The organism is Amycolatopsis sp. CA-230715 (assembly GCF_018736145.1).
GTDB lineage: Bacteria > Actinomycetota > Actinomycetes > Mycobacteriales > Pseudonocardiaceae > Amycolatopsis.
In genome coordinates this window covers 4,433,826-4,455,817 of record NZ_CP059997.1, presented here as the reverse complement: position 1 = coordinate 4,455,817, position 21,992 = coordinate 4,433,826, and the positions used below count along the sequence as shown (strand labels likewise).

Below are 21,992 nucleotides of genomic sequence, written 5' to 3'. Positions count from 1 at the left end.
CAGCTCCGGGAGGGCTCCCCGGGGATCACTCGTAGTGTCCGCGCCATGACGAAGACCAGGAAAGCGCTCGTCGTGTTCGCCGCCGCCGGGATCACCCTGGGCGGCGCGGGAATCGCGGCCGCCGCGATGAACCAGTACACCGCGATCGCCTACGGCAGCACCGAGGCGTTCGCGGAATCGCAGGCCGTCTACTACGCGCAGCAGCAGGGCTACTCTGCCGGGTACAAGTACGGGCAGTGCTCCGAAAGCGGGCACAGCTCGTACCAGTACAGCGACGGCAGCTGGCAGGTCACCGCGTACGTGACCTGCTACGACCCCACGCGACCCTAAAGCGAGAACATCGATCCTGGGTTGAACAGGTTCTCGGGGTCGAGCGCCTGCTTGATCTGGCGGTGCACCCGCATGCCGACCGGCCCGATCTCCTTCGCGAGCCATTCGCGCTTGATCTTGCCGACGCCGTGCTCCCCGGTCACCGTGCCGCCGAGCGACAGCCCGATCTCGAGGATCGCGTCGAACGCCGTCCGCGCGCGTTCGAACTCTTCGGGGGAGTCGGGCTGGTAGACGATCGTGGGATGCATGTTGCCGTCGCCCGCGTGCCCGACGACCGCGATGCGCAGGCCGACCTCCTCGGAAATGCGCTCGCAGCCAGCGATCAGCTCGGCGATCCTGGTGCGCGGCACGCTCACGTCGTCGGTCAGCCAGATGCCGTAGTGCTCCAGCGCGGTCAGCACGACCCGGCGCGCCTGCAGGAGCATGTTCCCTTCGGCGAGGTCGTCGGTCACGTACGTCATGTCGGAACCGCAGTCGAGGCAGATCTGCTCCAGCGCGGTCAGTTCGCGGCGCGCGACCTCGCCACCGGAGTCCGATTGGCCGAGCAGCAACGCCTTGCAGTCGGAGCCCGCGCCGATGTCGGTCTTCAGGTACGCCTCGGACGCCTTGATCGACGCCGCGTCCATGATCTCCAGCAACGAAGGCACCAGCCCCTCGCGCACCACGCGCGCGACGGCCTCGCCAGCGGCCTCGGTGGAGGTGAAGCCCGCGACGAGCGTGGCGGGCGCCTGCGGCAACGGTTTGAGCGCCACGGTCGCCTGCGTGATCACGCCGAGAGTGCCTTCGGAGCCGACGAACAGCTTCGCCAGGTCGTAGCCCGCGACGCCCTTCACGGTGCGGCGCCCGGTCTTCAACAGCGACCCGTCCGCGAGCACGACTTCCAGTCCCAGCACGGAATCCGTGGTGACGCCGTACTTCACGCAGCACAGCCCGCCCGCGTTCGTGGACAGGTTTCCGCCGATGGTGCACCAGTCGTAGCTGGACGGGTCCGGCGGGTAGAACAAGCCGTGCTTTTCGACCGCGTCGCGGAAGTCCAGGTTGACCACGCCCGGCTGCACCACGGCGAGCCGGTTGCCCGCGTCGATCTCGACGATCTGGTCGAGCTTGGTCAGCACCAGCACCACGCAGCCGTCGATCGCGTTCGCGGCACCGGAAAGCCCGCTGCCCGCGCCGCGCGGCACGATCGGCACCTTCGCCTCGGCGCACGCTCTGACCACGGCCTGCACCCCCTCGACGCCCGTCGGCAGCACCACGGCGAGTGGGCTGCCGCCGGGCGCGAGCGGCATCATGTCCCGCGAGTAGCTGGCGGTGACATCGGGGTCGGTGAGCACGGCGTCCTTGCCGAGCTCGTCGCGAAGCCTCGCGACCAGACCGTCGTTATTCATGCCCCAACGGTAACCGGCCTCCGTTCGCGGAGCAGGAAAAAGGCTTGCACCGCAGTCAAAACCAGCAGCGCCGTGCCCGCGAACGCGGTGACGTGCATGCCGTCGACGAACGACTCGCGCGCCGCCGTGAGCAGGCCCTGGCCGTCCGGCAGGGTCCTCGCGACCGCGTCCGCGCCGCCGATGGTTTCGCGCGCGGCCTCCGGTGCGTCCGCCGGGACCCCGGCCCGGTAGACGGCGGTGGCCAGCGTGCCGAGCACCGCGGTGCCCAGCGCGCCACCCAGCTCGTACCCGGTTTCCGAAATCGCCGACGCGGCACCCGCGCGTTCCGGCGACACCGCGGAGACCACGAGGTCGTTCGTCAGCGTCTCGGCGAGCGCCGCCCCGCCGCCGACCAGCACGAACCCGACGACGAGCGCGGCGAGTCCCGATTCGACGCCGATGAACGACATCACCAGGTACCCGGCCGCGGACATCGCGAGCCCGAGCCCGACCAGCGACGAGGTGCGGAACCGCGCGGACAGCTTCGCCGCGAGCAACGCGCCCACGATCCCGGCCACGGTGGCGGGCAGCATCCACAGCGCCGCGCGCACCGGCGAGAGCCCGAGCACGAGCTGCAGGTACTGCGGGACCAGGAAAAGCAGGCCCACCACGGCGAACACGGCGAGCGTGTTCGTCGCGACCGACACCGAGAACGCGCGGTTCTTGAACAGTTCGAGGTCCAGCATCGGGTCCTTCAGCGCGCGCTGGCGCCGCACGAAGACCACGCCGAACACCAGCCCCGCGGCCACGCTGACCGATTCCACCAAGCCGAAACCGTGTTCCGCGGCCATCTTGATGCCGTAGACGATCGGCAGCACCGTCGCGAACGACAGCGCCGCGGACAGCACGTCGAAGCGGCCGGGGTTCGGGTCGCGCGCCTCGGGCAGCAGGAACGGGCCGACGGCGAGCAGCAGCACCATCACCGGCACGTTGATCAGGAACACCGAGCCCCACCAGAAGTGCTCGAGCAGCCAGCCGCCGAGTACCGGCCCGAGCGCCATGCCGCCGGAGAAGCCCGCGCTCCACACCGCGATCGCGAGCTTGCGCTCCTTCGCGTCGGTGAAGACGGTCCTGATCAGCGAAAGCGTCGACGGCATGAGCGTCGCGCCGCCGATGCCGAGCAGGGCCCTCGCCGCGATCAGCAGCGCGGGCGTGCCCGAAAACGCGGCGAGCACCGACGCCGCGCCGAACGCGGCCGCGCCGATGAGCAGCAGCTTCCGCCTGCCGATGCGGTCGCCGAGCGTGCCCATCAGCACCAGCAGCCCGGCGAGCATGAACGAGTAGATGTCGACGATCCACAGCTGCTCGACCCCGGTCGGCGCCAGATCCTCGGCGAGGTACGGCAACGCGAACCCGAGCACGGTCATGTCCACGCTGATCAGCAGCATCGGCAGGACGAGCACCGCCAGTGCCCACCACTTGCCCCCGCGCCCAGCCATGATTTCCTCTCCTTGATAAACCGTCCAGACGGTATAGTAATGACTCCTCTCGAAACTAAACCGTCCGGACGGTATAGTCAAGTCATGCCGAAACCGTCCGCACGCGACCGCGTCCTCGACGCGTACGAGGAAATCCTGATCGAAACCGGCCCCGGCACGGTCACACTGGAGGCCGTCGCCGCGAAGGCCGGGGTGTCGAAGGGCGGCCTGCTCTACCACTTCGGCTCGAAGGACGCGCTGGTCGACGGCCTGACGAGACGGCTGCTCGAACTGAACGACGAAGACCTCGACCGCGCGAAGGGCGCCGAGGAGGGCGTGGTCCGGTACTACCTGCGCACCGCGGTCACCGACGTCACGATGAACCACGCGCTGTACCGGACGAACATGGCGATCATCCGGCTGCTGATCCACGAGCCGAAGGTCGCCGACGCCGCCCGCAAGTGCACCCAGGACTGGCGCGACCTGCTCGGCGAGCACATCGACGACCCGATGATCGGCGAAGTGGTCGCCCTCGTCGGCGACGGCCTCTACCTGCGCGCCGCACTCGGCGACCCGACCGAATCCCCGCTGCTGCACCACGTCGAAGAAGTACTGGCCCGCCTCGGCGCCTGAGCGCGTTCAGCGGGCTAAACGTCGCCAGCGGGCAGGGCACCCCGCCTGCAGTTAGCAGGCTAAACGTCGTCAGCGAGCCATGCCGTAGACGCGGGTCACCGGGAGTCGGAAGACCAGGCGCCGGTCCTCGACCATCGCGCGCCGGTAGTCGTCCCAGTCCGGGTGCTCGCCCTGGACCTCGCGGTAGAGGTCGATCAGCTCCTCGACGGTGTCGTCGTGCGGATCGGCAGCGACCGCCGACAGTTCGGCGTCCCCTTCGGCGACCACGTAAGACCAGCCATCCTCGCTCGTCACGTGGTAGCTGGCACGCGGATCGCGGCGCAGGTTCTTCGTCTTCGCCCTGCCGTCGGTCAGCGATACCAGGATGCGGCGGTTCTCCGCATCGTAGAAGTGGGTGACATTCGAAAGCTGCGGCCTGCCGTCACGCTTCAGCGTCGCCAGCACACCGAGGTTCCGGCTGCCGAGCAGCGCGTACAGGGCTTCGTCGTTCGCCATGCCGGGTGCAACCGCCGAGACGGCGGTCACATTCCGTCGCGACACCGAGTCACCCGCTCGTCCGGCAAACCGGACTTACCGGCCCCGAAAAATAAGGTTGCGTGTATCAACTAACGTGGTTTGCGACACAGAGGAGTTATTTGACTTGTGCAACCATCGCTTCGGGGCGCATCCTTGCTGAAGGCAACTAGTTGCAGCCGCCAAATATGACAAACCACAGGAAAGACCCAAAGCGATGGCATCCACCCGTAACGGCGCGACCCCGCAGGCCGAACTGGACCTCGCCGACGAGCTCGGCTACCAGCTCGTCCGGTTCGTGCGCCTCCTCCACAAGGCGAAGTCGCAGGTCGCCAAGCAGGGTCCGGACGGCATCGAACGCGCGGCCTACGCGATCCTGTTCAGCCTGATCCACGACGGGCCCCAGCGGACGAGCAAGCTCGCCGAGGGCCTGCATTCCGAGATCTCCACGATCTCCCGGCAGAGCAGCTCACTCGTGCAGCACGGCCTGGTCGAGCGCCAGGCCGATCCCGAGGACGGCCGCGCCTGCCTGCTCGCCGCGACAGCGGAGGGCCAGCGCGTGTTCGAAGAGAACCGCAAGCAGCGCAACCAGTGGCTGGCCGGGGTACTGGCCGAATGGCCGGAAGAGGACCGCCACACCTTGAACACGCTTCTCGACCGGTTGAACACCGGCATCGAAGAGCACTCTCCACAGATCGCCGACGACCCGTCGCCGGTGCAAGCCAAGGGGGCCTGACCGCATGACCCGCACCACCGAAAAACCCACTCAGCGGCCGCCGGCCGCTGAGTCGCCGTCCGACGGGGAAGGACCGCGGCTGTCGCACCGGCAGATTGTGACGATCCTGATCGGCCTGATGTCGGGGATGTTCCTCGCCGCGCTCGACCAGACGATCGTGGGCACCTCGATCGTCAAGATCGCCAACGATCTCAACGGGTTCGACCTGCAGGCGTGGATCACCACCGCCTACCTGATCACTTCGACGATCGTGACGCCGATCTACGGCAAGCTGTCGGACATCTACGGCCGCAAGCCGTTCTACCTGACCGCGATCACGATCTTCCTCGCCGGTTCGATCGCCTCCACGTTCGCCACCTCGATGTACGAGCTCGCCGCGTTCCGCGCGGTGCAGGGCCTCGGCGCCGGTGGCCTGATGTCGCTGGCGATGACGATCCTCGGCGACATCGTGCCGCCGCGCGAGCGCGCCCGCTACCAGGGCTTCTTCCTGGCCGTGTTCGGTATTTCCACCGTGCTCGGGCCGGTGCTCGGCGGGTTCTTCGCCGGGTTCGACAAGCTGGGCGGCATCTCCGGCTGGCGCTGGGTGTTCCTGATCAACGTGCCGATCGGCATCGTCGCGCTGTTCGTGGTGGCGAAGGTGCTGAACGTGCCGCACGAACGGCACGACCACAAGATCGACTGGTGGGGCGGGCTCGCGCTCGCGATCGGCGTGGTGCCGTTCCTGGTCGTCGCCGAGCAGGGCCAGAAGTGGGGCTGGGGCTCGACTTCGGCGATCGTCTGCTACGCCATCGGCGGGGTCGGCATCGTGCTGTTCGTCGTGATCGAAAAGCTCATGAAGGACGCCGCGCTCATCCCGATCCGGCTGTTCAAGAACTCGACGTTCACCGTCGCCATCATCGGTGGCTTCATCGTCGGTGTCGCGATGTTCGGCGCGATCATGATGATCCCGCAGTACATGCAGGTGGTGCAGGGCTACACGCCGACGGAGTCGGGCCTGCTGATGCTGCCGCTCATGCTCGGCATCATGGGCGCCTCGGTGCTGTCCGGCCAGCTCACCAGCCGCACCGGGCGGTACAAGATCTTCCCGGTGATCGGCACGCTGCTGATCGCGGGCGGCGCGTTCTTCTTCGCGCAGGTCGAGTACAACAGCGGCCTGTGGCACCCGCTGCTGGCCGCGTTCATCATCGGCTTCGGCCTCGGTAACTGCATGCAGACGCTGATCATCGCGGTGCAGAACGCGGGCCCGCGCCGGGACATGGGCGTGTCGACCGCGTCGGCCACGTTCTTCCGGCAGATCGGTGGTACCGCGGGTGTCGCGGTGTTCCTGACCGTCCTGTTCAACGTGCTGCCCGGCAACATCACCAAGGCGTTCGGCGGGCACACCCCGCCGGGCATGGGCGGCGCGGTCGGCGACCTGCAGTCCAACACCAGCGGGATCGCGAACCTGCCGGAGGCGATCAAGACGCCGGTGCTGATCGGGTTCACCGACTCGATCTCGACGGTGTTCTACGTCGCGGGCGGCGTCGCCGTGCTGGCGTTCATCGTGCTGCTGTTCATGAAGGAGATCCCGCTCGCGGGTGGCCCGTCGACAGCGGCCGCGACGATGGAAGGCGGCGAGGCGCTGCTCGAAGCGGAGGAACCGGCCGCGGTCACCGACGCGGACACCGCCGAGTTCGACGCGTGGGCGGATGCCGACGCGGCGCTGGACGGGCAGGATCGGGAGCCGGAACTGGTCGGTGCCGGAAGGCATTCCCGCATCAGCGAGAACGGCCACGGCGCCTACCCGGCGGCGGCACCCATCACCAACTCGGCACCGGCAGGAGCAAGCGTGAACGGCTCGATTCCTTCGAACGGCGCGCAGACGATCGCGGGGCACATCCGGCGGCAGGACGGCTCGTCCGTCGCGGGCGCCGCGCTGACCCTTATCGACCAGCGCGGCAGGCAGGTCGGCAGGGCGACCGGCGGCGGTGACGGCAGCTACTCGGTCGGCACGCCCGGCCCCGGCACCTACGTTCTGATCGTGTCCGCTCCCGGGCACCAGCCGCAGGCCTCCAGCGTCGTGGTGAACGCGGGCGCGCCGGCGAAGCTGGACCTGACGCTGACCGGCTCGGGCGAGGTCACCGGGCTGGTGCGGGTCGCGGGCCAGGGCACCCCGCTCGGTGCCGCGACCGTGACACTGACCGACGAGCGCGGCGAGGTCACCGGCGCGTTCATCACGCAGGCCGACGGCGTCTACACCTTCCACGGGGTCGGTGCGGGCAGCTACACGCTGGTCGCCAGCGCGGAGCACTTCCGCCCGGTCGCGGTGACGCTCGCCGTGCCGGACAGCGGGCAGCTGCGCCACGACGTCGACCTGACCGGCGCGGTGCTGCTGGCCGGGACGGCGCGGACCGACGACGACCGGATCGTGCCGGACGCGCGGATCACGGTGCTCGACGCCGAAGGCAACGTCGCCGCCGTGGCGCGGACCGACGGCGAGGGCCGGTACCTGGTCAGCGACCTGCCCGCGGGCGACTACACCGTCGTGGCGAGCGGGTATCCGCCCGCGACGAGCCAGGTGAGCCTCGCCGGTGGCGGGGAGTCCACGCACGACGTGCGGCTCGGCTACGACCAGACGATCGACGAGTTCGCGGCGGACCACCGGTGACCGGGCTCCGCGCGGACCTCCGCACGAACGAGGGCTGGGCCGTCGAGCACGCGGTGCTCACCGTGACGGACCTGACCGGCCGCCAGGTGGCCAGGGTGGCCGCGGACGCGAGGGGCACGGCGATGACCGAGCCGCTCGAGCCCGGGGTCTACACCGCGGTGATCACGGCTGCCGGGTTCACCCCGGTCGCGCGGACCGCGCAGGTCGCCTCGGACGGGACGGCCTCGCTCGGCGAGATCACCTTGGCGCCGGTGGCGGGGGCCGTCGAGCTCCCGCCCGCCGGGCCGTGGGTGATCGACCCGATGCACTCGTCGGTGGTCGCGACCGCACGGCACCTCGGGATCGCGAGCATCAAGGCGCGGTTCAGCGAGGTGTCCGGGCGGATCGAGGTCGGCAGGCCGGTCGAGCAGTCGAGCGTGCACGCCGAGATCAAGACGGCCGGCATCGACACCGGGATCAAGATGCGCGATGACCACCTGCGCTCGCCGGAGTTCCTCGACGTGGAGGCGTACCCGCTGATCACGTTCACCAGCACGGGAATGCGCCAGCGCGGCGCGGACTCGTGGACGCTGTCGGGCGAGCTTTCGCTGCACGGGCAGATCCGCGAGGTCGATCTCGACCTGACCTACGGCGGGTTCGGCCCCGATCCGTGGGGCGGGGTGCGCGCCGCGTTCCACGCGGAGACCCAGCTGCACCGGAACGACTTCGCGATCAACTACAACGCGATGGTGCGCGCCGGGGTCGCCGCGATCGGCACCAACGTGAAGATCGAGCTGGACATCCAGGCGCTCCAGGGTGAGTCCCTCCCGGAGTTCTGAGTGATCTTGAAAAGGGGGCGTTGCCGCGGGTCAGCCGCGGTAATGCCCCCTTTTTCGCATAACGGACATGGCGAAAAACCGATTCGGGCACATGCCGGAAACGACGGACACGTAGGCTCATGGCTGTGAACGGGGTGTATGCCGAATCCGCGGGCTTCGGCGTGAGCTGGCTCGATACCGCCGGACCGACACTGGTCTGGGTCATCGTGCTGAGCTTCGTGTTCATCGAATGCGCGCTCATCGTGGGCCTGTTCCTGCCCGGCGACTCGCTGCTGTTCGCCGCCGGCGTGGTGCTCGCGCAGCAGGACGCGCCGTGGCACGCGTGGCTGCTTTCGGTGGGCGCGCTGCTCGTCGCGGTGGTGGGCAACCACCTCGGCTACGTCATCGGGAAGCGCACCGGCACCAAGTTCATCGCCCGCCGCGGCGGCAAGGTCCTCAACCGCCACAACCTCGACCGCGCACGCTCCTTCCTCGACCGCAAGGGTTTCTTCGCCATCGTCGCCGCGAGGTGGATCCCATGGATCCGCACGCTGGCGCCGCTGATCGCGGGCGCCGCGCGCATGGACCAGCGGCGGTTCCTGACCGCGACCACGGTGGGCGGCGTGCTGTGGGTGCCGACGCTGGTGCTGCTCGGCTACTACGGCGCGGGCCTGCTGGACCAGATCCCGTGGGTGAAGTCGGTGGTGCTGTGGCTGAGCATCGCGTTCTTCGTACTGGGCACGACCTACGGCGTGTGGCGGTACCGGCAGGAAATGCGGAAACCGGTCGACGACACCGAGTCCGCCCACACCTGATCAGCCGCGCCGGGCGGTGACGATCCAGGCCCGCCCGCCGACGTGCACACCGTTTCCGGTGTCGTGCTCAGCGAGGACGCCGCGAAGCCGTTGGCGTGCGCGTTCGGCGGCTTCCTCGGACAATTCGGCGAGAAGGTCCTTGGCGTGGCGCATCCCGGTCACGAATTCGTACGCCGCCGCGACATCCGGGCCGTAGTAGAGCGGTTCTCGGACGTCGACGAAGCTGATGTCCGAGAAACCGGCCGCATCCACTATCGCTGTCACCACGGCGGGATCGCCGAACGCGAACGGGCCGCTGTCCCCCGGATCGCGCGCCGGTGCGCCGACGGCCTCGCGCACCATGGTGAACCACTCGTTACGGTCGTGGCTCTGCCAGACCAGCAGCACCAGCCGCGCGCCGGGCCGCAGCGCCCGCCCGATGTTGCCGAACGCGGCCACCGGGTCGTCGAAGAACATCGTGCCGAGCCTGCTGAGGCACAAGTCGAAGCGCTGCGCCGGGAACGGGTGGACCTGCGCGTCGGCGTGCAGGTACGAGACAGTGCGGAACCCGGCCTCCTCGGTGAGGCGCCGGGCCCGCTCGATCACCGGCGCCGAGACGTCGACGCCGAGCACGCTCGCGGCGATCCGACCAGCTTCGCGCGTGGTTTCCCCTGTGCCGCAACCGATGTCGAGCACCCGGTCGGCCGGGCCGACGCCGGTGGCCGCGCGGAAGCGGGCACCGAGGTGGCGCAGTTCGTCGGCCATCCGGTCGGCGTGCCGGACCTGGCGTTCGGCGTCGGTACGCACGGTCCGCGTCCACGCTTCGGTCACCGCGCGCTCCCGGCCGCGTACTGCTCCAACCGGTCCGCGAGCTCTTTCGGCCGCCCGAGCGCGACGCAGTGGCTGCCCGGGATTTCGTCGGGCACGATGCCGAGGCGGTCGGGCACCAGGCTGCGGAACAAAGCGGCCGGGAAGGTGCGATCGTCGCCGCAGAGCAGGAACTTCGTCGGCACGTCGGGCCAGGCGTCCAACGGCCACGGGGAGGTCATCGCGGTGCTCGACGGGTGCGCGCGCTCCTTGCTCATCGCCTCCTCGGCCAGTTCCCGCGGTACGTCGTGGTAGAAGCTCACGTACGGGTCTTCGTTGCCGGTCAAGCCGCCGTCGCGCTCGGCCTGTTCCGCCACCGCGTTCCCGAAACCGGTGTTGGCCCACCAGTTCTCCGGCGGCTCGCCCGGCACCGGGACCATCCCGGCCAGCAGGACCAGCACGTCGGTGGGCAGGCGGTCCGCGACGAGCGGTGCGGTGAACGCGCCGAAGGAATGGCCCACCACGACCAGATCCCGCCTCGACCCGACCGCCTCGACCACGGCATCGGCGTAGTCCGGCAGCGTCTTCGAGTCGTCGTCCGCCGGGAGGTCGGGGGCCACGACGTCGTGCCCCCGCGCCCGCAATTCGGCTTCCACCAAGTGAAAGTGCCAGCCGACGTCGCCGCCGCCGTGGATCAGTACGAACGTGCTCATCGTGATACCGCCTTCGCGAGGGTAGGGATCGCGGGACCGTCCAGGAGGACTCCCCGCACTTGGTCGAGCGTCAGTTCTCCCGGGTCGAACTCCGTCAGGCACCAGGTGGCACCCGCGGCGAAGTACGCGGCGGGATCGGCACCGAGTGGCACCGGCACCGCGATGTCGTAGGGATCCGCGTGGATCGTTTCGCGGATTTCCGCTATCTGGTCGGGATTCCGGACCCCGATGGGGATGTGGCCGTCGAAGCGCGCCGCCCGCCGCAGCGGTTTGGGGCGGCCCGCACGACCCGCGACCCAGACCGGCACGCGCGGCCGCTGGACCGGCGTCGGCTGGAACGCGAGGTCGTCGACGAGGTAGTGGCGCACGGGCCGCCCGGACCAGGCGGCGGTGAGGATGTCCAACGTCTCGTCGAGCATCTCCGCCCGGATTCGGCCGTCGACCTGCTCTCCGGTGCGCGCGAACTCCTCGCCGTAGGTGTCGCTGCCCAGCCCGACGCCCAGGGTCAGCCTGCCGCCGGCCAGCCGATCCAGCGAGGCGGTCTCCCGCGCCAGCTTCACGGGACGGCGGCGCGCGACCGGCGTGACCATCGGGCCCAGCCGCAGCGACTCGGTCGCCGTCGCCGCCGCGGCCAGCGAAATCCACGGGTCGGCGACCCGGCGGACCGGTGCGGCCCACGCGACGTGGTCCCACACGAAGAACCCGTCCCAGCCCGCTTCTTCGGCCTCGGCCGCGAGCCGGGCCGCGACCAGCGGATCCGCCAGTTCGTCGAAGAGCGGGACCCAGAGTGCCGAGCGGGGCTTCGTTGTCATGCCAGCAACGCTAGATCCGCTCAGACATCGTGAAAAGCGATGAAATTCGATGGTCTTAATCGTGGACTACGATGTACTGTCTCGCGGCATGACGGACGTGGAGCTTCGACATCTGGCGACCTTCACCGCGGTCGTCGACGAGGGATCCTTCGGCAGGGCCGCGTCCCGGCTCGGTTACACCCAGTCGACGGTCAGCCAGCACATCGCCGCTCTGGAGCGCGCCGTCGGTGGCCGCGTCTTCGACCGCCCCGGCGGCCCGCGCCGGGTTCAGCTCACCCCGCTCGGCGAAGTCGCGCGGACGCACGCCGACGAGCTGCTCGCGAAAGCCGACGCGATGCACACCGCCGTCGAGCGGTTCAAGGCGGGCGAAAGCCGCCTCACCATCGGCACCTTCCAAAGCGTGTCCAACACGCTTCTGCCAGTTCTGGTCCGCAGGCTCCTCGACGAGTTCCCGCGCTGCGAAATCCGGCTGTCCGAGGACGAATCCGATTCCCCGGATCCGTCGACGGTCGACCTGCTCTTCTACGACCTCCGCTTCGACCGCACCGATATCGAGCACCTCAAGCTCTTGGACGACCCGTACTTCCTGGTGGCCCGCCGCGGGCAGTTCCCCGAAGGCCCCGTCGGCCTCGCGGACCTCGACGGGGCGCCGATGGTCGCCTGGCCACCCGACTGCGCGCAGCCCGCGCTCGAAGAAGCGCTCACCGCGAGCGGAATCCGTCCCCAGTACGTGTTCCGCGCCGCTGGCAACGAAACCGTGCTCTCCATGGCCAAAGCCGGACTCGGCTCGGCGATCCTGCCGTGGCTGGCCATCCACGGCGCCGGTGCGACCACCGACGAGGCGCTGACCATCCACCCGTTGCGGCCCCCGGTCGCCCATCGCGAGCTCTACCTCGTGCGGCCCGCCCACCGCACGCTCTCACCACTCGCGACCCGCGCCGTCGAGCTGGCCGCCGAACTCGCGCGCGATCTCGAAGCCCTGCAATGAATTCAGGGTTCCGGGTCGGCCCAGATTTCGAGCTGGATGCCGTCCGGGTCGCGGAGCACCACCACGAGCGAGCCGGGCAGGGTCCGCGACGGTTTCGCCGGCGTGTAGGTCACGCCGTACTCGGCGAGGCGCGCTTCCCACTGCCGCAGGTCGGCCTGCGACGAGACCTTGAACGCGACGTGGTCGAGCCCGGTGATCCGCTCGTCGAACAGGCGCCGGTCGGCGTACGGGTGCTGCACCAGCGCCACCGAGAACTCCTCGCTCGGCGATCTCAGCACCACCTTGCGCAGCCCGGTTTCCGGATCTTCGCGCCGCGCGAACTCCACCAGCCCGAGGACCCGCTCGTACCAGGGCACGCTGCGATCGACGTCGGTGACGGTGAGCGCCAGGTGATGCACACTCGTGAGCTTGGACATGCCGTCCTTCCCACCCTTGTGGGGCTGTCTGAGGAGCCGTCGGCCGGTTCACCGGTCCCGACGGCTTGAACGACTCTTGGGACGTGCGAGATCCGGGTTGGGCCGCTTTCACGGCGAAGAGTTACCCACTCGTTTCCCCGTCAATCGGAGAACAAAAACGTCCACAAAACGGGATGCGCGACATCCACGCCCACCCGTCGTCCAACCACCACCCCCCAAGGACGGCGCTACGCGCCCACAGTTTTATCCACAGGCGTTGTGCACAACCCCCGATTCTGTGGACAACTCGTCAGCGGCCCCCGCTGACCGGCAGGACAGCGCCGGTCGCGTACGAGGAGGCTGGGGACAACAGCCACAGGACGGCCTCGGCGATCTCCTCGGGGCGTCCGGCGCGGCCCATCGGGATGGTCGGCGCGATCCGGTCGAGCCGGTCCGGCATCCCCGCGGCGGCGTGCAGGCCGGTTTCGACCATGCCCGGCGCCACCGCGTTGACCCGGATGCCCTCCTCGGCGACCTCCTGCGCGAGGCCGGAGGTCATCGTCTCGACGGCGGCCTTGCTCGCCGCGTAGTGCACCCATTCGCCGGCGGAAGCCGTCCGCGCGGCCGTGGACGACACGTTGACGATCACGCCGCCTTCGCCCCCGTAGCGCGTCGACATGCGGCGCACCGCTTCCCGCGCGCACAGGAAAACGCCGGTCACGTTGACGTCCAGCACGCGGCGCACGGTTTCGACGCGCTGGGCGTCGAGCCTGCCCGGTGTGTTGCCGGTGATCCCGGCGTTGTTCACCAGCGCGGTGAGCGTGCCGAGCCCGGCGGCCGCGTCGAACAGCGCGCACACGTCCTCTTCGACCGCCACGTCCCCGCGCACCTCGACCGCGCTGCGGCCCGCTTCTTCGACGCGCTTCACCACTGTCGCGGCGGCCTGCTCGTCGCCCGCGTAGTTCACCACGACGTCGTAGCCGTGCCGCGCGGCGAGCGCGCACACCTCCGCGCCGATGCCCCGGCTTCCGCCGGTCACGATCAGAACCCCAGTCATACCGGCGATCCTAGATCTCGAAGTTCACCAGCGGCATGTTTTCCAGCACGAGGTCCGCGCGGGGCGCGGTGGTGGCGATGATGTCCGCGTTGCGCTGGTCCGACCCGAGCGCGCGCTGCTGCGCCTCGACGAGCGAACGGCCGTAGCGGCGGTGCCGGGTGACCAGGCGCTGGATGCGCTCCGGCTCGTCCGGCGCGAGGAACCACACCTCGTCGAGCAGTGCCCGCGCACCGGCCCACGGTTCCTCGTCGACGAGCAGGTAGTTGCCCTCGGTGAGCACCAGCGGCACCTCCGGCGCCACCGGGACGGCCCCCGCGATCGGTTCCTCGATCTCACGGCGGAATTCCGGCGCGTAAACGGTTTCTTCGGCGGCTTTCAAGCGCCGCAACAGGTGCACGTACCCGGCGCCGTCGAAGGTGTCCGGCGCGCCTTTGCGGTCGGCGCGGCCGAGCCGGTTCAGCTCCACCTGCGCCAGGTGGAACCCGTCCATCCCGACCACGGCGGCGCGCGTGCCCAGCTTCTCGGCGATACCCCAGGCGAGCGTGGTCTTCCCGGACGCTGGCGCGCCCACGATGCCCAGCAGCTTCCGCGTTCCCGCCGACGCCAGGGCCTCCGCCCTGCCGAGCAGCTCGTCGAACGACGTCATCCGATTCCCCTTCCCTTCGCGCTGACCGCGGTCAGCCAGCTCCTCGGCCCGGCGTGCCGCACGCGCTCGGCGGCCACCTCGTTGGCGAACCCGATCAGCTCGGGCAGCGCGAGCAGTGTGACGCCGAACGCGAGCGCGCCGTGCCACACATCGCCCGCGCCGAGCGTATCCCGCGCGGCCACCCGGGGAACCCCGACCGCACCAGAACCGTCCTTTGTGGACCATCGGACCGGCTCGGGACCCGCGCTGACGAGCACCGTCGGCACGCCCCGCGCGTGCAGATCCGGTTCCGGGGCGCGGAAGTGCGCCGAACAGGCGGCGAGGTCGACCAGCGGCAGCAGCTCGTCGAGCACCGGTTTCCAGCTCCCCGCGTCGAGCACCACCGGGACCCCGCGCGCCCGCGCCCAACGGGCCGCGTGCAGCGCCAGCTCGGGGTGGTGCCCGTCGACGAGCACCACCCGCGTGTCCTCGGGCGGCTCCGGGGGCGCGGAGATCGGCCCGACCTCGGCGGCGTTGCGCGACACCACGGTCCGCTCGCCGTCGCGCTCCCTGACCACGACGTTGCTCAGCGCGGGCGGGCCGGGGTGATCCGGCGCGGCGTCGACGACCGTGACCCCGCAGGACTCCAGGTCCGCGCGGGCGAGCCCGGCGAGCGGGTGGGCACCGAGCACGGTGTGCAGGACCGCGCGCCCGCCGAGCGCCGCCACGGTGACCGCCGCGTTCGCCGCGGGGCCACCGGCGGCCACGTCGACCGAGCCCGACTGCACCTTCTCACCCGGTGCCGGGAACTCGGCGACGCGCTGCACGACGTCCACAGTGGACAGACCGGCGAGCAGTGCGGTCATCGCAGTCCCGCGCGCACGGCGGCCTCCACCTCTTCCACCGCGCCGTCCTCGCCGACGCGCAGCGCACCGGTGATCAGCCCGACGACCTGGTTCATGGTGTGCGTCTTCGGGGACACGACCGCGACCCGCTTGCCGAGCCGGTGCACGTGGATGCGGTCGGCGATGTCGAACACGTGCGGCATGTTGTGGCTGATCAGCACCACCGGCAGGCCGCGCTCGCGGATGCGGTCGATCAGCGCGAGCACCTTGCCGGACTCGGCGACCCCGAGCGCGGCGGTCGGCTCGTCCATGATCACGGCCTTCGTCCCGAACGCCGCCGCGCGCGCCACCGCGACACCCTGCCGCTGCCCGCCGGAGAGCGTTTCCACCGGCTGCGTGATGGACTTGACGTTGATGCCCAGCTCGTCCAGCACGCGCTGCGCCTCGGTGCGCATGGTCGCCGTGTCGAGCTTGCGGAACAGCCCGAGCAGACCCGACTGCCGCTTTTCCCTGCCGAGGAACATGTTCGACGCGATGTCCTGTGCGGGTGCCAGCGCGAGATCCTGGTACACCGTCTCGATCCCGTAGCGGCGCGCGTCGATCGGCGTTCTGAAATGGACGGTGCGACCGTCCACTTTGATCTCACCGGCGTCGGGGACCACCGCACCGGAAAGCGCCTTGATGAGGCTCGACTTTCCCGCGCCGTTGTCGCCGACGACGGCGAGCACCTCACCGGGGTAGAGGTCGAAATCGGCGCCGTCGATCGCGGTCACGCGGCCATACCGCTTCACCAAACCACGCGCGGACAAGGTTTCCTGCTGTTCGCCGGTCACCTGCTTTTCGGACATCAGCGCTGCCTCCTCGCGAGCCGGTCCACGACCACCGCGGCGATCACCAGCGCGCCGGTCGCCACGTCCTGGTACAGCGCGTCCACGCCGAGCTGGGTCAGCCCCGACCGCAGCACGGCGACGACGAGCGCGCCGAGCATCGTGCCGAGCACCGATCCCCGCCCGCCGAACAGGCTGGTCCCGCCGAGCACCACCGCGGTGATCGAGTCGAGGTTGCCGAGCTGGTAGGCGTTCGGGTCGGCGTTGGGCACGCGGCCGAGCGCCTGCCACGCGGCGATCCCGAAGATCACGCCCGCCACCACGTACACCGACAGCACCGTGCGGTTGACCTTGATCCCGGACAGCCGCGCCGATTCCGGTGCGTTGCCCACCGCGTAGACGTGCTTGCCCCACGCGGTTTTCGTCAGCGCGTACCACATGCCGAGGAACATCAGCAGCGCCAGCGTCATCCCGTAGGTGACCGGGATGCCGCCGAAGAGGTAGCGCCGGGTGCCGAGCCAGGTGAGCAGGCCGTCGTCGATCTGCACGCCCTGGCCGCCCGCGACGAGCTTCGCGGTCGCGGTGAGCATGGTCAGCATGCCGAGCGTGACGATGAACGGCGGCAGCTTGATGCGCGTGACCAGCGCACCGGTCACTGTGGACAGTAACGCGGTCGCGATGATTCCCAGCAGCAGCGCGAAAATCCCGGTGACACCGCCGACGAGCAGCTTCGCCATGAGCAGCGTGCCGAGCACCATCGCGGCCGCGTTCGACAGGTCGATGCCCGAGGTCAGGATGATCAGCGTCTGCCCGAGCGCGAGCGTCCCGACCACAAGGGACTGTTGCACCACGAGCGAAAGGTTGTCGAGGTTGAGGAACGTGTCGGTGGCGATGGAGAACACCGCGACCGCCACGACGAGCGCGAGCGCCGGTCCGACGGCGGGCGCGCGCAGGAAGAACTCGCCGAGCGTCGCGCGTTCCTTGGGTTGCGCCGACTGGGTCACGGTTGCCGCCGTCATCACTGACCACCCCAGCAGTTCTGCAGGCCCCACGCGCTGTTCTGGCTCTTCAAGCCGGGAACCGGCTTGTCGGTGATCACGACCGACCCGGTGTCGACGAACCCTTGCGGCTTCTTGCCGGACTTCGCGTACTCCACGGCCGCGGTCACCCCCTGTTCGGCCATCTTCTTCGGGAACTGCATGACGGTCGCGGCGAGTTCGCCGCTCTTGACGTTCTGCACGCCCTCGCAGCCGCCGTCGATCGAGCCGACGACGACCTGCCCGGTGAGCCCGCGCGCCTGCAGCGCGGCGGCCGCGCCCCGGCCCATCGGCTCGTTCATGGTGTACATCGAGTTGATGTCGGTGGTGCGCTGCAACAGGTTCTCGGTGCCTTGCTGCGCGAGGCTCTGGTCGCCGTTCGCCGGCGTCTTGCCCTTGATCTCGGGCGACGCGTCGGTCAGGCCCATGCCCTTGAGGAACCCGCCGTGCCGCTGGGTGTCGACGGTGCTGCCCGCGGTGCCGTCGACCATGAAGAACTTCGGCGCCGTGCCCGCGAGCGCGGCCTTGACGTAGGCGCCCTGCTGGCGGCCCGCCTCGAAGTTGTCCGTGGCGAAGGTGGCGTCGACGGCATCGGCCGGTTCGGTCGCGGTGTCCAGCGCGAGCACGAGCACGCCCGATTCGCGGGCGCGCTTGATCGCGTCGAGCACGCCGGTCGACGAACTGGGCGTGATGAGGATGGTGGTCGCGCCCTGCTGCATGAGGTTTTCGATGGCACGGACCTGGCCGTCGTTGTCCCCGTCGAACTGGCCGGCGAGCGCGCTGAAATCCGCGCCCTGCGCCTTCGCCGCAGCGCTGGCGGAGTTGCGGAGTTCGACGAAGTAAGGGTTGGTGTCGGTCTTGGTGACCAGGCCGACCTTGGCCTTGCTCCCGCTCCCGGCGCTCGAGCCGCCGCCCCAGTGCCGCTGCACCGTGCAGGCTCCGGCGGTGACCAGCACGGCGACGGCGACTGCCGTGGCGCGTGCGGTGAGACCACGCTGTCTCATGGGTGGTACCTCCCGTTCGATGCCGCAGAAGGTAGAGCCGCCTATGCTCAGTCGCAAGCGTTTGCGCAAACGCTTGCGAGCGAAAGAGGTGAGCATGCCGCCGTCGAGGTCGACCCGGCCGACCCAACGCGACATCGCGGAACTCGCGGGGGTGTCGATCACCACCGTCTCACACGTGGTGAACGGGACCCGCGCGGTGGCGGAGGAAACGAAGATCGCCGTGCTGAAGGCGATCGAGACCACCGGGTACACCGGCGACGCGATCGCCCGTTCCCTGGTCACCGGCGGGACGAGGTCGCTGGGCGTGGCGATCTCGCTGCTCGCCAACCCGTACTTCGCGGCGGTGATGCGCGCGATCGAACGCGAAGCGGCGAGCGCCGGGTACACGGTGCTGCTCGCGGACACCCACGACACCGTCGACACCGAACGCGACACCGTGCGAGCACTGCGTTCGCGCCGCGTAGACGGGATCCTGCTGACCCCGTCGTCGGGTGACGGCGCGGTGATCAGCGAGCTGGTTTCGCTCGGGGTGCCGACGGTGCTCGTCGACCGGCTCGCCACGCGCGGCGACGTCGACCAGGTAGGCAGCGAGAACATCCAGGCCACCTCGGCGCTGACCGAGCACCTGGCTTCGCTCGGGCACCGGCGGATCGGCCTGATCAGCGGCGCGGCGGGCCTGACCACGAGCGACGAGCGCGTCCTCGGCTACCGGCTCGGGCTGGGTCGCGGCGGGCTCACCTGGAATCCCGATCTGGTCGAATGTGGACACTCGTCGGCCGAAGGCGGGACCGAGGCGTTCCGCAGGCTGCTCGCCCGGCTCGAGCCGCCGACGGCGCTCGTGGTCGGCAACGACAGCATGATGGTCGGCGTGCTGAAGGAGGCCCGCCGCCGCGGTATCCGGATCGGCACGGACCTGCCGGTGGTCGTGTACGACGACGTGGAATGGGCCGAGCTCGTCGACCCGCCGCTCACCACGATGGCCCAGCCGGTCGAGGCGATCGGCAGGCAGGCGGTCCGGTTGCTGCTCGCCAGGATCGCCGATCCCGATCGCCGCCCGGAAACCGTCCGCCTTCCGCCTACGCTGTGTCACCGGGAATCCTGCGGCTGCGGGCCCGTTCACCCACACGCCTGATTCTGCGGCGACTCTGCTCGCTCCCGACCGGATGACACCCGAACCGGGGTTACCGTCACTCGCAAGCGAGTAGGGGCTAGAAATCATGACCGCGGTCAGTCCGGAATTACCTCTTTGGGACACACCTGTCACCCACCGGTTCGGGGTGGCGATGGCGTTGCACGATCCGTCGAACCCGCACGTGACGCGCGTGGTGCACGCGATCGAGGACGCGGCGGGCGACGCGGGCTGCGCGATCACGCTCGCGGACACCGGCGACAGCGTGGCGACCGAAGCCGAGGTGGTCCGCTCGCTGCGGGAGCAGAACGTGGACGGTGTGCTGCTCTCGCCCGCGGCCGGTGACGACTCGGTGGTGACCGGCTTGGTGCGGCTCGGCATCCCGACCGTGCTCGTGGATCACGTGGCGAACCGCAACGACGTCGACCAGGCGGGCGCCGAGAACGTCCAGGCGGTCTCCGCGCTCGTACGCCACTTCGGCACCCGCGGCCATCGCCGCATCGGTTTCGTCGCCGATCTCCCCGGCCGCGTCGCCGGTGACGAACGCGCGCTCGGCTACCGGCTCGGTCTCGGCAGGGCGGGCTTGCGCTGGAACCCGGATCTGGTCGCGAACGGTCGCGGCGACGCGGGCGGTGGCGCGGCCGCGACCGCCAAGCTCCTCGAAACCACCCCGTCACCGTCGGCACTGGTGGTGTCGAACGAGGCGATGCTGGTCGGCGTCCACTACGAACTGCACCGCCGCGGCCTCCGCATCGGCGACGACATCGCGCTCGCCGCCTACGGCGACCCGGCATGGGCCCGCACCGTCGACCCCGCCCTCACAGCGATGGCCCCTCCGGTCGCCGAAATCGGCCACGCCGCCGTGCATCTGCTGCTGCGCAGGCTCACCGACCCCGAACGACGCCCGGAAGCCGTACGGCTCGCCCCCGAATTCCGGCACCGCACGTCTTGCGGCTGCTGAACGCCGGTCCTGGCTCCGGTCCTCAATGGACTCAGCCACGGTCCGTCCGTGATCGTCCGACTCGGCTCCACCGGTTGCGCGCGTGGCGGTTCGCCCCGTTCGCCGCGCCCCATCTGGTGCGCCCCCGATCGCGGGAACCGGACTTCAGCTCACCGGTCCTCATGTCATCTAGGTCAGATAAAGCCGGTGGGGTCGTCGGTGTAGGTGCGGCCGTCGGGGGCGATGACGGTGGTGTTTCCGTTGGCGTCGGTGTGGAATTCCCAGCCGGGTTCGTCACGCAAACCGTGGTGCACCCGGCAAAACGGCCGGATGTTGATTTTGTCGGTGCCGCCGCCTTCGCTCCAGGGCTGGATGTGGTCGAGGTCGGAATATTGGGCGGGTCGGCAACACCCCGGCATGTCACAGGTTCGGTGCAGGACTTGGACGTACTTGCGCATCTGCGCCGGTGGCCGGTAGCTCTCGCGTCCGATGTCGACAGGGAGTCCGGTCATCGGTTCGGACACGATGCGGTTCCAGACGGAGTTGGTGTCGAAGGCGATCTCGCGAGCCATCTCCGGGGAGATTTCCCCGCATCCGGCGAGTTCGCCCGGGTTGTTGCGCATCCCCATCAAGGTGGGGAGGTCGATGTAGACATAGATCTGCGCCTTCGGTTTACCACCGCACTCCCCGCCCAGGCACCGCTCCACCAACGCATCAACCCGAAGCTGATCCATGGTGCGCTTGTCACCTTGGCGCTTTTTCTCCAACGCGTCCCGATCGCAGGCGGCGTAGATGGCTTGGGCGCGGTCGGAGGGCAGTTCGGCGAACAGGGTTGAAGATCCGTGATCGCCGTGCCGGATTTCGAGCATGCGTGCGGCGGTCTTGGCACGGCGCCGCGCCTCGTACCCCTCCGGGTCGACTCGCATCAACAGCGTGTTGACCATCCTCCGCAGCGAAGCCGAGTTCTTGTTCTCGAACCTCAACCGCGCATCCACCTCCCGCGCCACCTCACGAGAAGCGCACGCGGTGGCCTCGAACACCTTCGCCGCCATACCCTCATCGATGACCCCGCTCTCCAGGGCTTCGAGGGTGCGGGGCAGGTATGAGGTCAACGCGTCAGCGAGCGCCGCCTTCCGCTCCGCTCCCGCCTGCGTGCAATTGCACGACAACGCCACCCACGCCAGCACCGATCTTCGCGACCACTCCTGATTCATGGACGCGATTTGCCGAAGCAGCATCGCCTGCCCATACCGTAACCACCTCTTCCAATGCTCCGCAGAATTAGCAACAACCCGATCCGCAGGAATTTCAAATACGTCCACAAAACAATTCTACCGCTCAACCCATCACCCGATCGTGTACAGAAATGATCACAACCTGCCACAACGCGCCCACAACGAAACAGAACCCAAAAAAAGCGAACGGGACCGTCAATGCGTCGGGGACGCTATCCAAGGTGACCAAAGGTTTTTCGTTCCATTGGGCACTGACGCTGGTGACCAACGACGCGGCCCGCACCGA

Annotated in this window: 23 protein-coding genes; 9 read left to right on the top strand and 14 right to left on the bottom strand. The window is 69.4% G+C overall.

Annotation, left to right across the window (positions count from 1 at the left end; genetic code table 11):
• The first annotated feature begins 45 nt into the window (after nt 1-45).
• Nucleotides 46-330 carry a hypothetical protein gene (locus HUW46_RS21240; protein WP_215548934.1) on the top strand — a complete coding sequence of 95 codons (285 nt, stop codon included), beginning with the start codon at nt 46-48 and terminating at the stop codon, nt 328-330.
• On the opposite strand, the gene HUW46_RS21235 is transcribed toward HUW46_RS21240, so the two are convergent.
• Entirely contained in the window at nt 327-1,715 is a 1,389-nt protein-coding gene (locus tag HUW46_RS21235) for an FAD-binding oxidoreductase (protein WP_215548933.1), read from the bottom strand. The two genes, HUW46_RS21240 and HUW46_RS21235, sit on opposite strands and share 4 nt — an antisense overlap.
• Nucleotides 1,712-3,193, bottom strand: coding sequence for an MFS transporter (locus HUW46_RS21230; protein ID WP_215548932.1), 1,482 nt, complete (start codon nt 3,191-3,193; stop codon nt 1,712-1,714). Before HUW46_RS21230 ends, HUW46_RS21235 begins: the two co-directional genes overlap by 4 nt.
• Nucleotides 3,194-3,277: 84 nt before the next feature.
• Here HUW46_RS21230 and HUW46_RS21225 point away from each other — a divergent pair, with 84 nt between their 5' ends.
• Complete coding sequence (locus HUW46_RS21225; RefSeq protein WP_215548931.1) at nt 3,278-3,805, top strand: TetR/AcrR family transcriptional regulator; 528 nt, start codon at nt 3,278-3,280, stop codon at nt 3,803-3,805.
• Nucleotides 3,806-3,874: 69 nt separating this feature from the next.
• Here HUW46_RS21225 and HUW46_RS21220 read toward each other — a convergent pair whose 3' ends face one another.
• Nucleotides 3,875-4,300, bottom strand: coding sequence for a PPOX class F420-dependent oxidoreductase (locus HUW46_RS21220; protein ID WP_215548930.1), 426 nt, complete (start codon nt 4,298-4,300; stop codon nt 3,875-3,877).
• Nucleotides 4,301-4,535: 235 nt separating this feature from the next.
• Between HUW46_RS21220 and HUW46_RS21215 the strand changes: the two genes are divergently transcribed.
• The 4 genes from HUW46_RS21215 to HUW46_RS21200 all read left to right on the top strand — a co-directional run bounded on the left by HUW46_RS21215 (nt 4,536) and on the right by HUW46_RS21200 (nt 9,313).
• Nucleotides 4,536-5,054 carry a MarR family winged helix-turn-helix transcriptional regulator gene (locus HUW46_RS21215; protein ID WP_215548929.1) on the top strand — a complete coding sequence of 173 codons (519 nt, stop codon included), beginning with the start codon at nt 4,536-4,538 and terminating at the stop codon, nt 5,052-5,054.
• Nucleotides 5,055-5,058: 4 nt separating this feature from the next.
• Nucleotides 5,059-7,701: an MFS transporter gene (locus tag HUW46_RS21210; protein WP_215548928.1), complete on the top strand. Its 2,643-nt coding sequence runs from the start codon at nt 5,059-5,061 to the stop codon at nt 7,699-7,701.
• The gene (locus HUW46_RS21205) at nt 7,698-8,519 is read left to right on the top strand and encodes a YceI family protein (RefSeq protein ID WP_215548927.1); all 822 of its coding nucleotides are present in this window, start codon (nt 7,698-7,700) and stop codon (nt 8,517-8,519) included. The genes HUW46_RS21210 and HUW46_RS21205 overlap by 4 nt, the downstream gene beginning before the upstream one ends.
• Before the next feature lie 125 nt (nt 8,520-8,644).
• Nucleotides 8,645-9,313: a DedA family protein gene (locus tag HUW46_RS21200; RefSeq protein ID WP_215548926.1), complete on the top strand. Its 669-nt coding sequence runs from the start codon at nt 8,645-8,647 to the stop codon at nt 9,311-9,313.
• On the opposite strand, the gene HUW46_RS21195 is transcribed toward HUW46_RS21200, so the two are convergent.
• From HUW46_RS21195 to HUW46_RS21185, 3 genes are read right to left on the bottom strand one after another with little or no spacing between them, the layout of a single operon-like run.
• Nucleotides 9,314-10,123, bottom strand: a complete 810-nt coding sequence (locus tag HUW46_RS21195; RefSeq protein ID WP_215548925.1) for a class I SAM-dependent methyltransferase — start codon at nt 10,121-10,123, stop codon at nt 9,314-9,316.
• Entirely contained in the window at nt 10,120-10,812 is a 693-nt protein-coding gene (locus HUW46_RS21190) for an alpha/beta hydrolase (RefSeq protein WP_215548924.1), read from the bottom strand. The genes HUW46_RS21195 and HUW46_RS21190 overlap by 4 nt, the downstream gene beginning before the upstream one ends.
• Complete coding sequence (locus tag HUW46_RS21185) at nt 10,809-11,624, bottom strand: LLM class flavin-dependent oxidoreductase (protein WP_215548923.1); 816 nt, start codon at nt 11,622-11,624, stop codon at nt 10,809-10,811. Before HUW46_RS21185 ends, HUW46_RS21190 begins: the two co-directional genes overlap by 4 nt.
• Before the next feature lie 88 nt (nt 11,625-11,712).
• Between HUW46_RS21185 and HUW46_RS21180 the strand changes: the two genes are divergently transcribed.
• Nucleotides 11,713-12,612 carry a LysR family transcriptional regulator gene (locus HUW46_RS21180; RefSeq protein ID WP_215548922.1) on the top strand — a complete coding sequence of 300 codons (900 nt, stop codon included), beginning with the start codon at nt 11,713-11,715 and terminating at the stop codon, nt 12,610-12,612.
• 2 nt (nt 12,613-12,614) lie between these two features.
• On the opposite strand, the gene HUW46_RS21175 is transcribed toward HUW46_RS21180, so the two are convergent.
• The 7 genes from HUW46_RS21175 to HUW46_RS21145 form a co-directional block, all read right to left on the bottom strand.
• Complete coding sequence (locus tag HUW46_RS21175; RefSeq protein ID WP_215548921.1) at nt 12,615-13,028, bottom strand: VOC family protein; 414 nt, start codon at nt 13,026-13,028, stop codon at nt 12,615-12,617.
• Between the two features lie 289 nt (nt 13,029-13,317).
• Nucleotides 13,318-14,064, bottom strand: a complete 747-nt coding sequence (locus HUW46_RS21170; protein WP_215548920.1) for an SDR family oxidoreductase — start codon at nt 14,062-14,064, stop codon at nt 13,318-13,320.
• Nucleotides 14,065-14,074: 10 nt separating this feature from the next.
• Entirely contained in the window at nt 14,075-14,710 is a 636-nt protein-coding gene (locus HUW46_RS21165; protein WP_215548919.1) for a nucleoside/nucleotide kinase family protein, read from the bottom strand.
• Complete coding sequence (locus tag HUW46_RS21160; RefSeq protein ID WP_215548918.1) at nt 14,707-15,555, bottom strand: PfkB family carbohydrate kinase; 849 nt, start codon at nt 15,553-15,555, stop codon at nt 14,707-14,709. Before HUW46_RS21160 ends, HUW46_RS21165 begins: the two co-directional genes overlap by 4 nt.
• Nucleotides 15,552-16,382 (bottom strand): ATP-binding cassette domain-containing protein, encoded by an 831-nt coding sequence (locus HUW46_RS21155; protein WP_215548917.1) that lies wholly within the window; start codon nt 16,380-16,382, stop codon nt 15,552-15,554. The genes HUW46_RS21160 and HUW46_RS21155 overlap by 4 nt, the downstream gene beginning before the upstream one ends.
• Entirely contained in the window at nt 16,382-17,380 is a 999-nt protein-coding gene (locus HUW46_RS21150) for an ABC transporter permease (RefSeq protein ID WP_215548916.1), read from the bottom strand. Before HUW46_RS21150 ends, HUW46_RS21155 begins: the two co-directional genes overlap by 1 nt.
• Nucleotides 17,380-18,402 carry a substrate-binding domain-containing protein gene (locus tag HUW46_RS21145; protein WP_215548915.1) on the bottom strand — a complete coding sequence of 341 codons (1,023 nt, stop codon included), beginning with the start codon at nt 18,400-18,402 and terminating at the stop codon, nt 17,380-17,382. Before HUW46_RS21145 ends, HUW46_RS21150 begins: the two co-directional genes overlap by 1 nt.
• Before the next feature lie 94 nt (nt 18,403-18,496).
• Here HUW46_RS21145 and HUW46_RS21140 point away from each other — a divergent pair, with 94 nt between their 5' ends.
• Both HUW46_RS21140 and HUW46_RS21135 read left to right on the top strand, forming a co-directional pair.
• On the top strand, nt 18,497-19,534 hold the full coding sequence (locus tag HUW46_RS21140; protein WP_215548914.1) for a LacI family DNA-binding transcriptional regulator: 1,038 nt from the start codon (nt 18,497-18,499) through the stop codon (nt 19,532-19,534).
• A gap of 151 nt (nt 19,535-19,685) precedes the next feature.
• A complete protein-coding gene (locus HUW46_RS21135) occupies nt 19,686-20,492 on the top strand; it encodes a LacI family DNA-binding transcriptional regulator (RefSeq protein ID WP_254126390.1) in 807 nt (268 codons plus the stop codon).
• A 173-nt stretch (nt 20,493-20,665) separates the two neighbouring features.
• Here HUW46_RS21135 and HUW46_RS21130 read toward each other — a convergent pair whose 3' ends face one another.
• The gene (locus tag HUW46_RS21130; RefSeq protein ID WP_254126388.1) at nt 20,666-21,793 is read right to left on the bottom strand and encodes an HNH endonuclease signature motif containing protein; all 1,128 of its coding nucleotides are present in this window, start codon (nt 21,791-21,793) and stop codon (nt 20,666-20,668) included.
• Nucleotides 21,794-21,992: the final 199 nt, after the last annotated feature.

What these genes read in the sequence shown, in the direction of transcription:
- HUW46_RS21175 (WP_215548921.1), bottom strand. Translation starts at nt 13,028, where the DNA reads ATGTCCAAGCTCACGAGTGTGCATCACCTGGCGCTCACCGTCACCGAC.
- HUW46_RS21170 (WP_215548920.1), bottom strand. Translation starts at nt 14,064, where the DNA reads ATGACTGGGGTTCTGATCGTGACCGGCGGAAGCCGGGGCATCGGCGCG.
- HUW46_RS21135 (WP_254126390.1), top strand. Translation starts at nt 19,686, where the DNA reads ATGGCGTTGCACGATCCGTCGAACCCGCACGTGACGCGCGTGGTGCAC.
- HUW46_RS21155 (WP_215548917.1), bottom strand. Translation starts at nt 16,382, where the DNA reads ATGTCCGAAAAGCAGGTGACCGGCGAACAGCAGGAAACCTTGTCCGCG.
- HUW46_RS21235 (WP_215548933.1), bottom strand. Translation starts at nt 1,715, where the DNA reads ATGAATAACGACGGTCTGGTCGCGAGGCTTCGCGACGAGCTCGGCAAG.
- HUW46_RS21230 (WP_215548932.1), bottom strand. Translation starts at nt 3,193, where the DNA reads ATGGCTGGGCGCGGGGGCAAGTGGTGGGCACTGGCGGTGCTCGTCCTG.
- HUW46_RS21185 (WP_215548923.1), bottom strand. Translation starts at nt 11,624, where the DNA reads ATGACAACGAAGCCCCGCTCGGCACTCTGGGTCCCGCTCTTCGACGAA.
- HUW46_RS21190 (WP_215548924.1), bottom strand. Translation starts at nt 10,812, where the DNA reads ATGAGCACGTTCGTACTGATCCACGGCGGCGGCGACGTCGGCTGGCAC.
- HUW46_RS21160 (WP_215548918.1), bottom strand. Translation starts at nt 15,555, where the DNA reads ATGACCGCACTGCTCGCCGGTCTGTCCACTGTGGACGTCGTGCAGCGC.
- HUW46_RS21220 (WP_215548930.1), bottom strand. Translation starts at nt 4,300, where the DNA reads ATGGCGAACGACGAAGCCCTGTACGCGCTGCTCGGCAGCCGGAACCTC.
- HUW46_RS21215 (WP_215548929.1), top strand. Translation starts at nt 4,536, where the DNA reads ATGGCATCCACCCGTAACGGCGCGACCCCGCAGGCCGAACTGGACCTC.
- HUW46_RS21140 (WP_215548914.1), top strand. Translation starts at nt 18,497, where the DNA reads ATGCCGCCGTCGAGGTCGACCCGGCCGACCCAACGCGACATCGCGGAA.
- HUW46_RS21165 (WP_215548919.1), bottom strand. Translation starts at nt 14,710, where the DNA reads ATGACGTCGTTCGACGAGCTGCTCGGCAGGGCGGAGGCCCTGGCGTCG.
- HUW46_RS21225 (WP_215548931.1), top strand. Translation starts at nt 3,278, where the DNA reads ATGCCGAAACCGTCCGCACGCGACCGCGTCCTCGACGCGTACGAGGAA.
- HUW46_RS21145 (WP_215548915.1), bottom strand. Translation starts at nt 18,402, where the DNA reads ATGAGACAGCGTGGTCTCACCGCACGCGCCACGGCAGTCGCCGTCGCC.
- HUW46_RS21180 (WP_215548922.1), top strand. Translation starts at nt 11,713, where the DNA reads ATGACGGACGTGGAGCTTCGACATCTGGCGACCTTCACCGCGGTCGTC.
- HUW46_RS21240 (WP_215548934.1), top strand. Translation starts at nt 46, where the DNA reads ATGACGAAGACCAGGAAAGCGCTCGTCGTGTTCGCCGCCGCCGGGATC.
- HUW46_RS21210 (WP_215548928.1), top strand. Translation starts at nt 5,059, where the DNA reads ATGACCCGCACCACCGAAAAACCCACTCAGCGGCCGCCGGCCGCTGAG.
- HUW46_RS21150 (WP_215548916.1), bottom strand. Translation starts at nt 17,380, where the DNA reads ATGACGGCGGCAACCGTGACCCAGTCGGCGCAACCCAAGGAACGCGCG.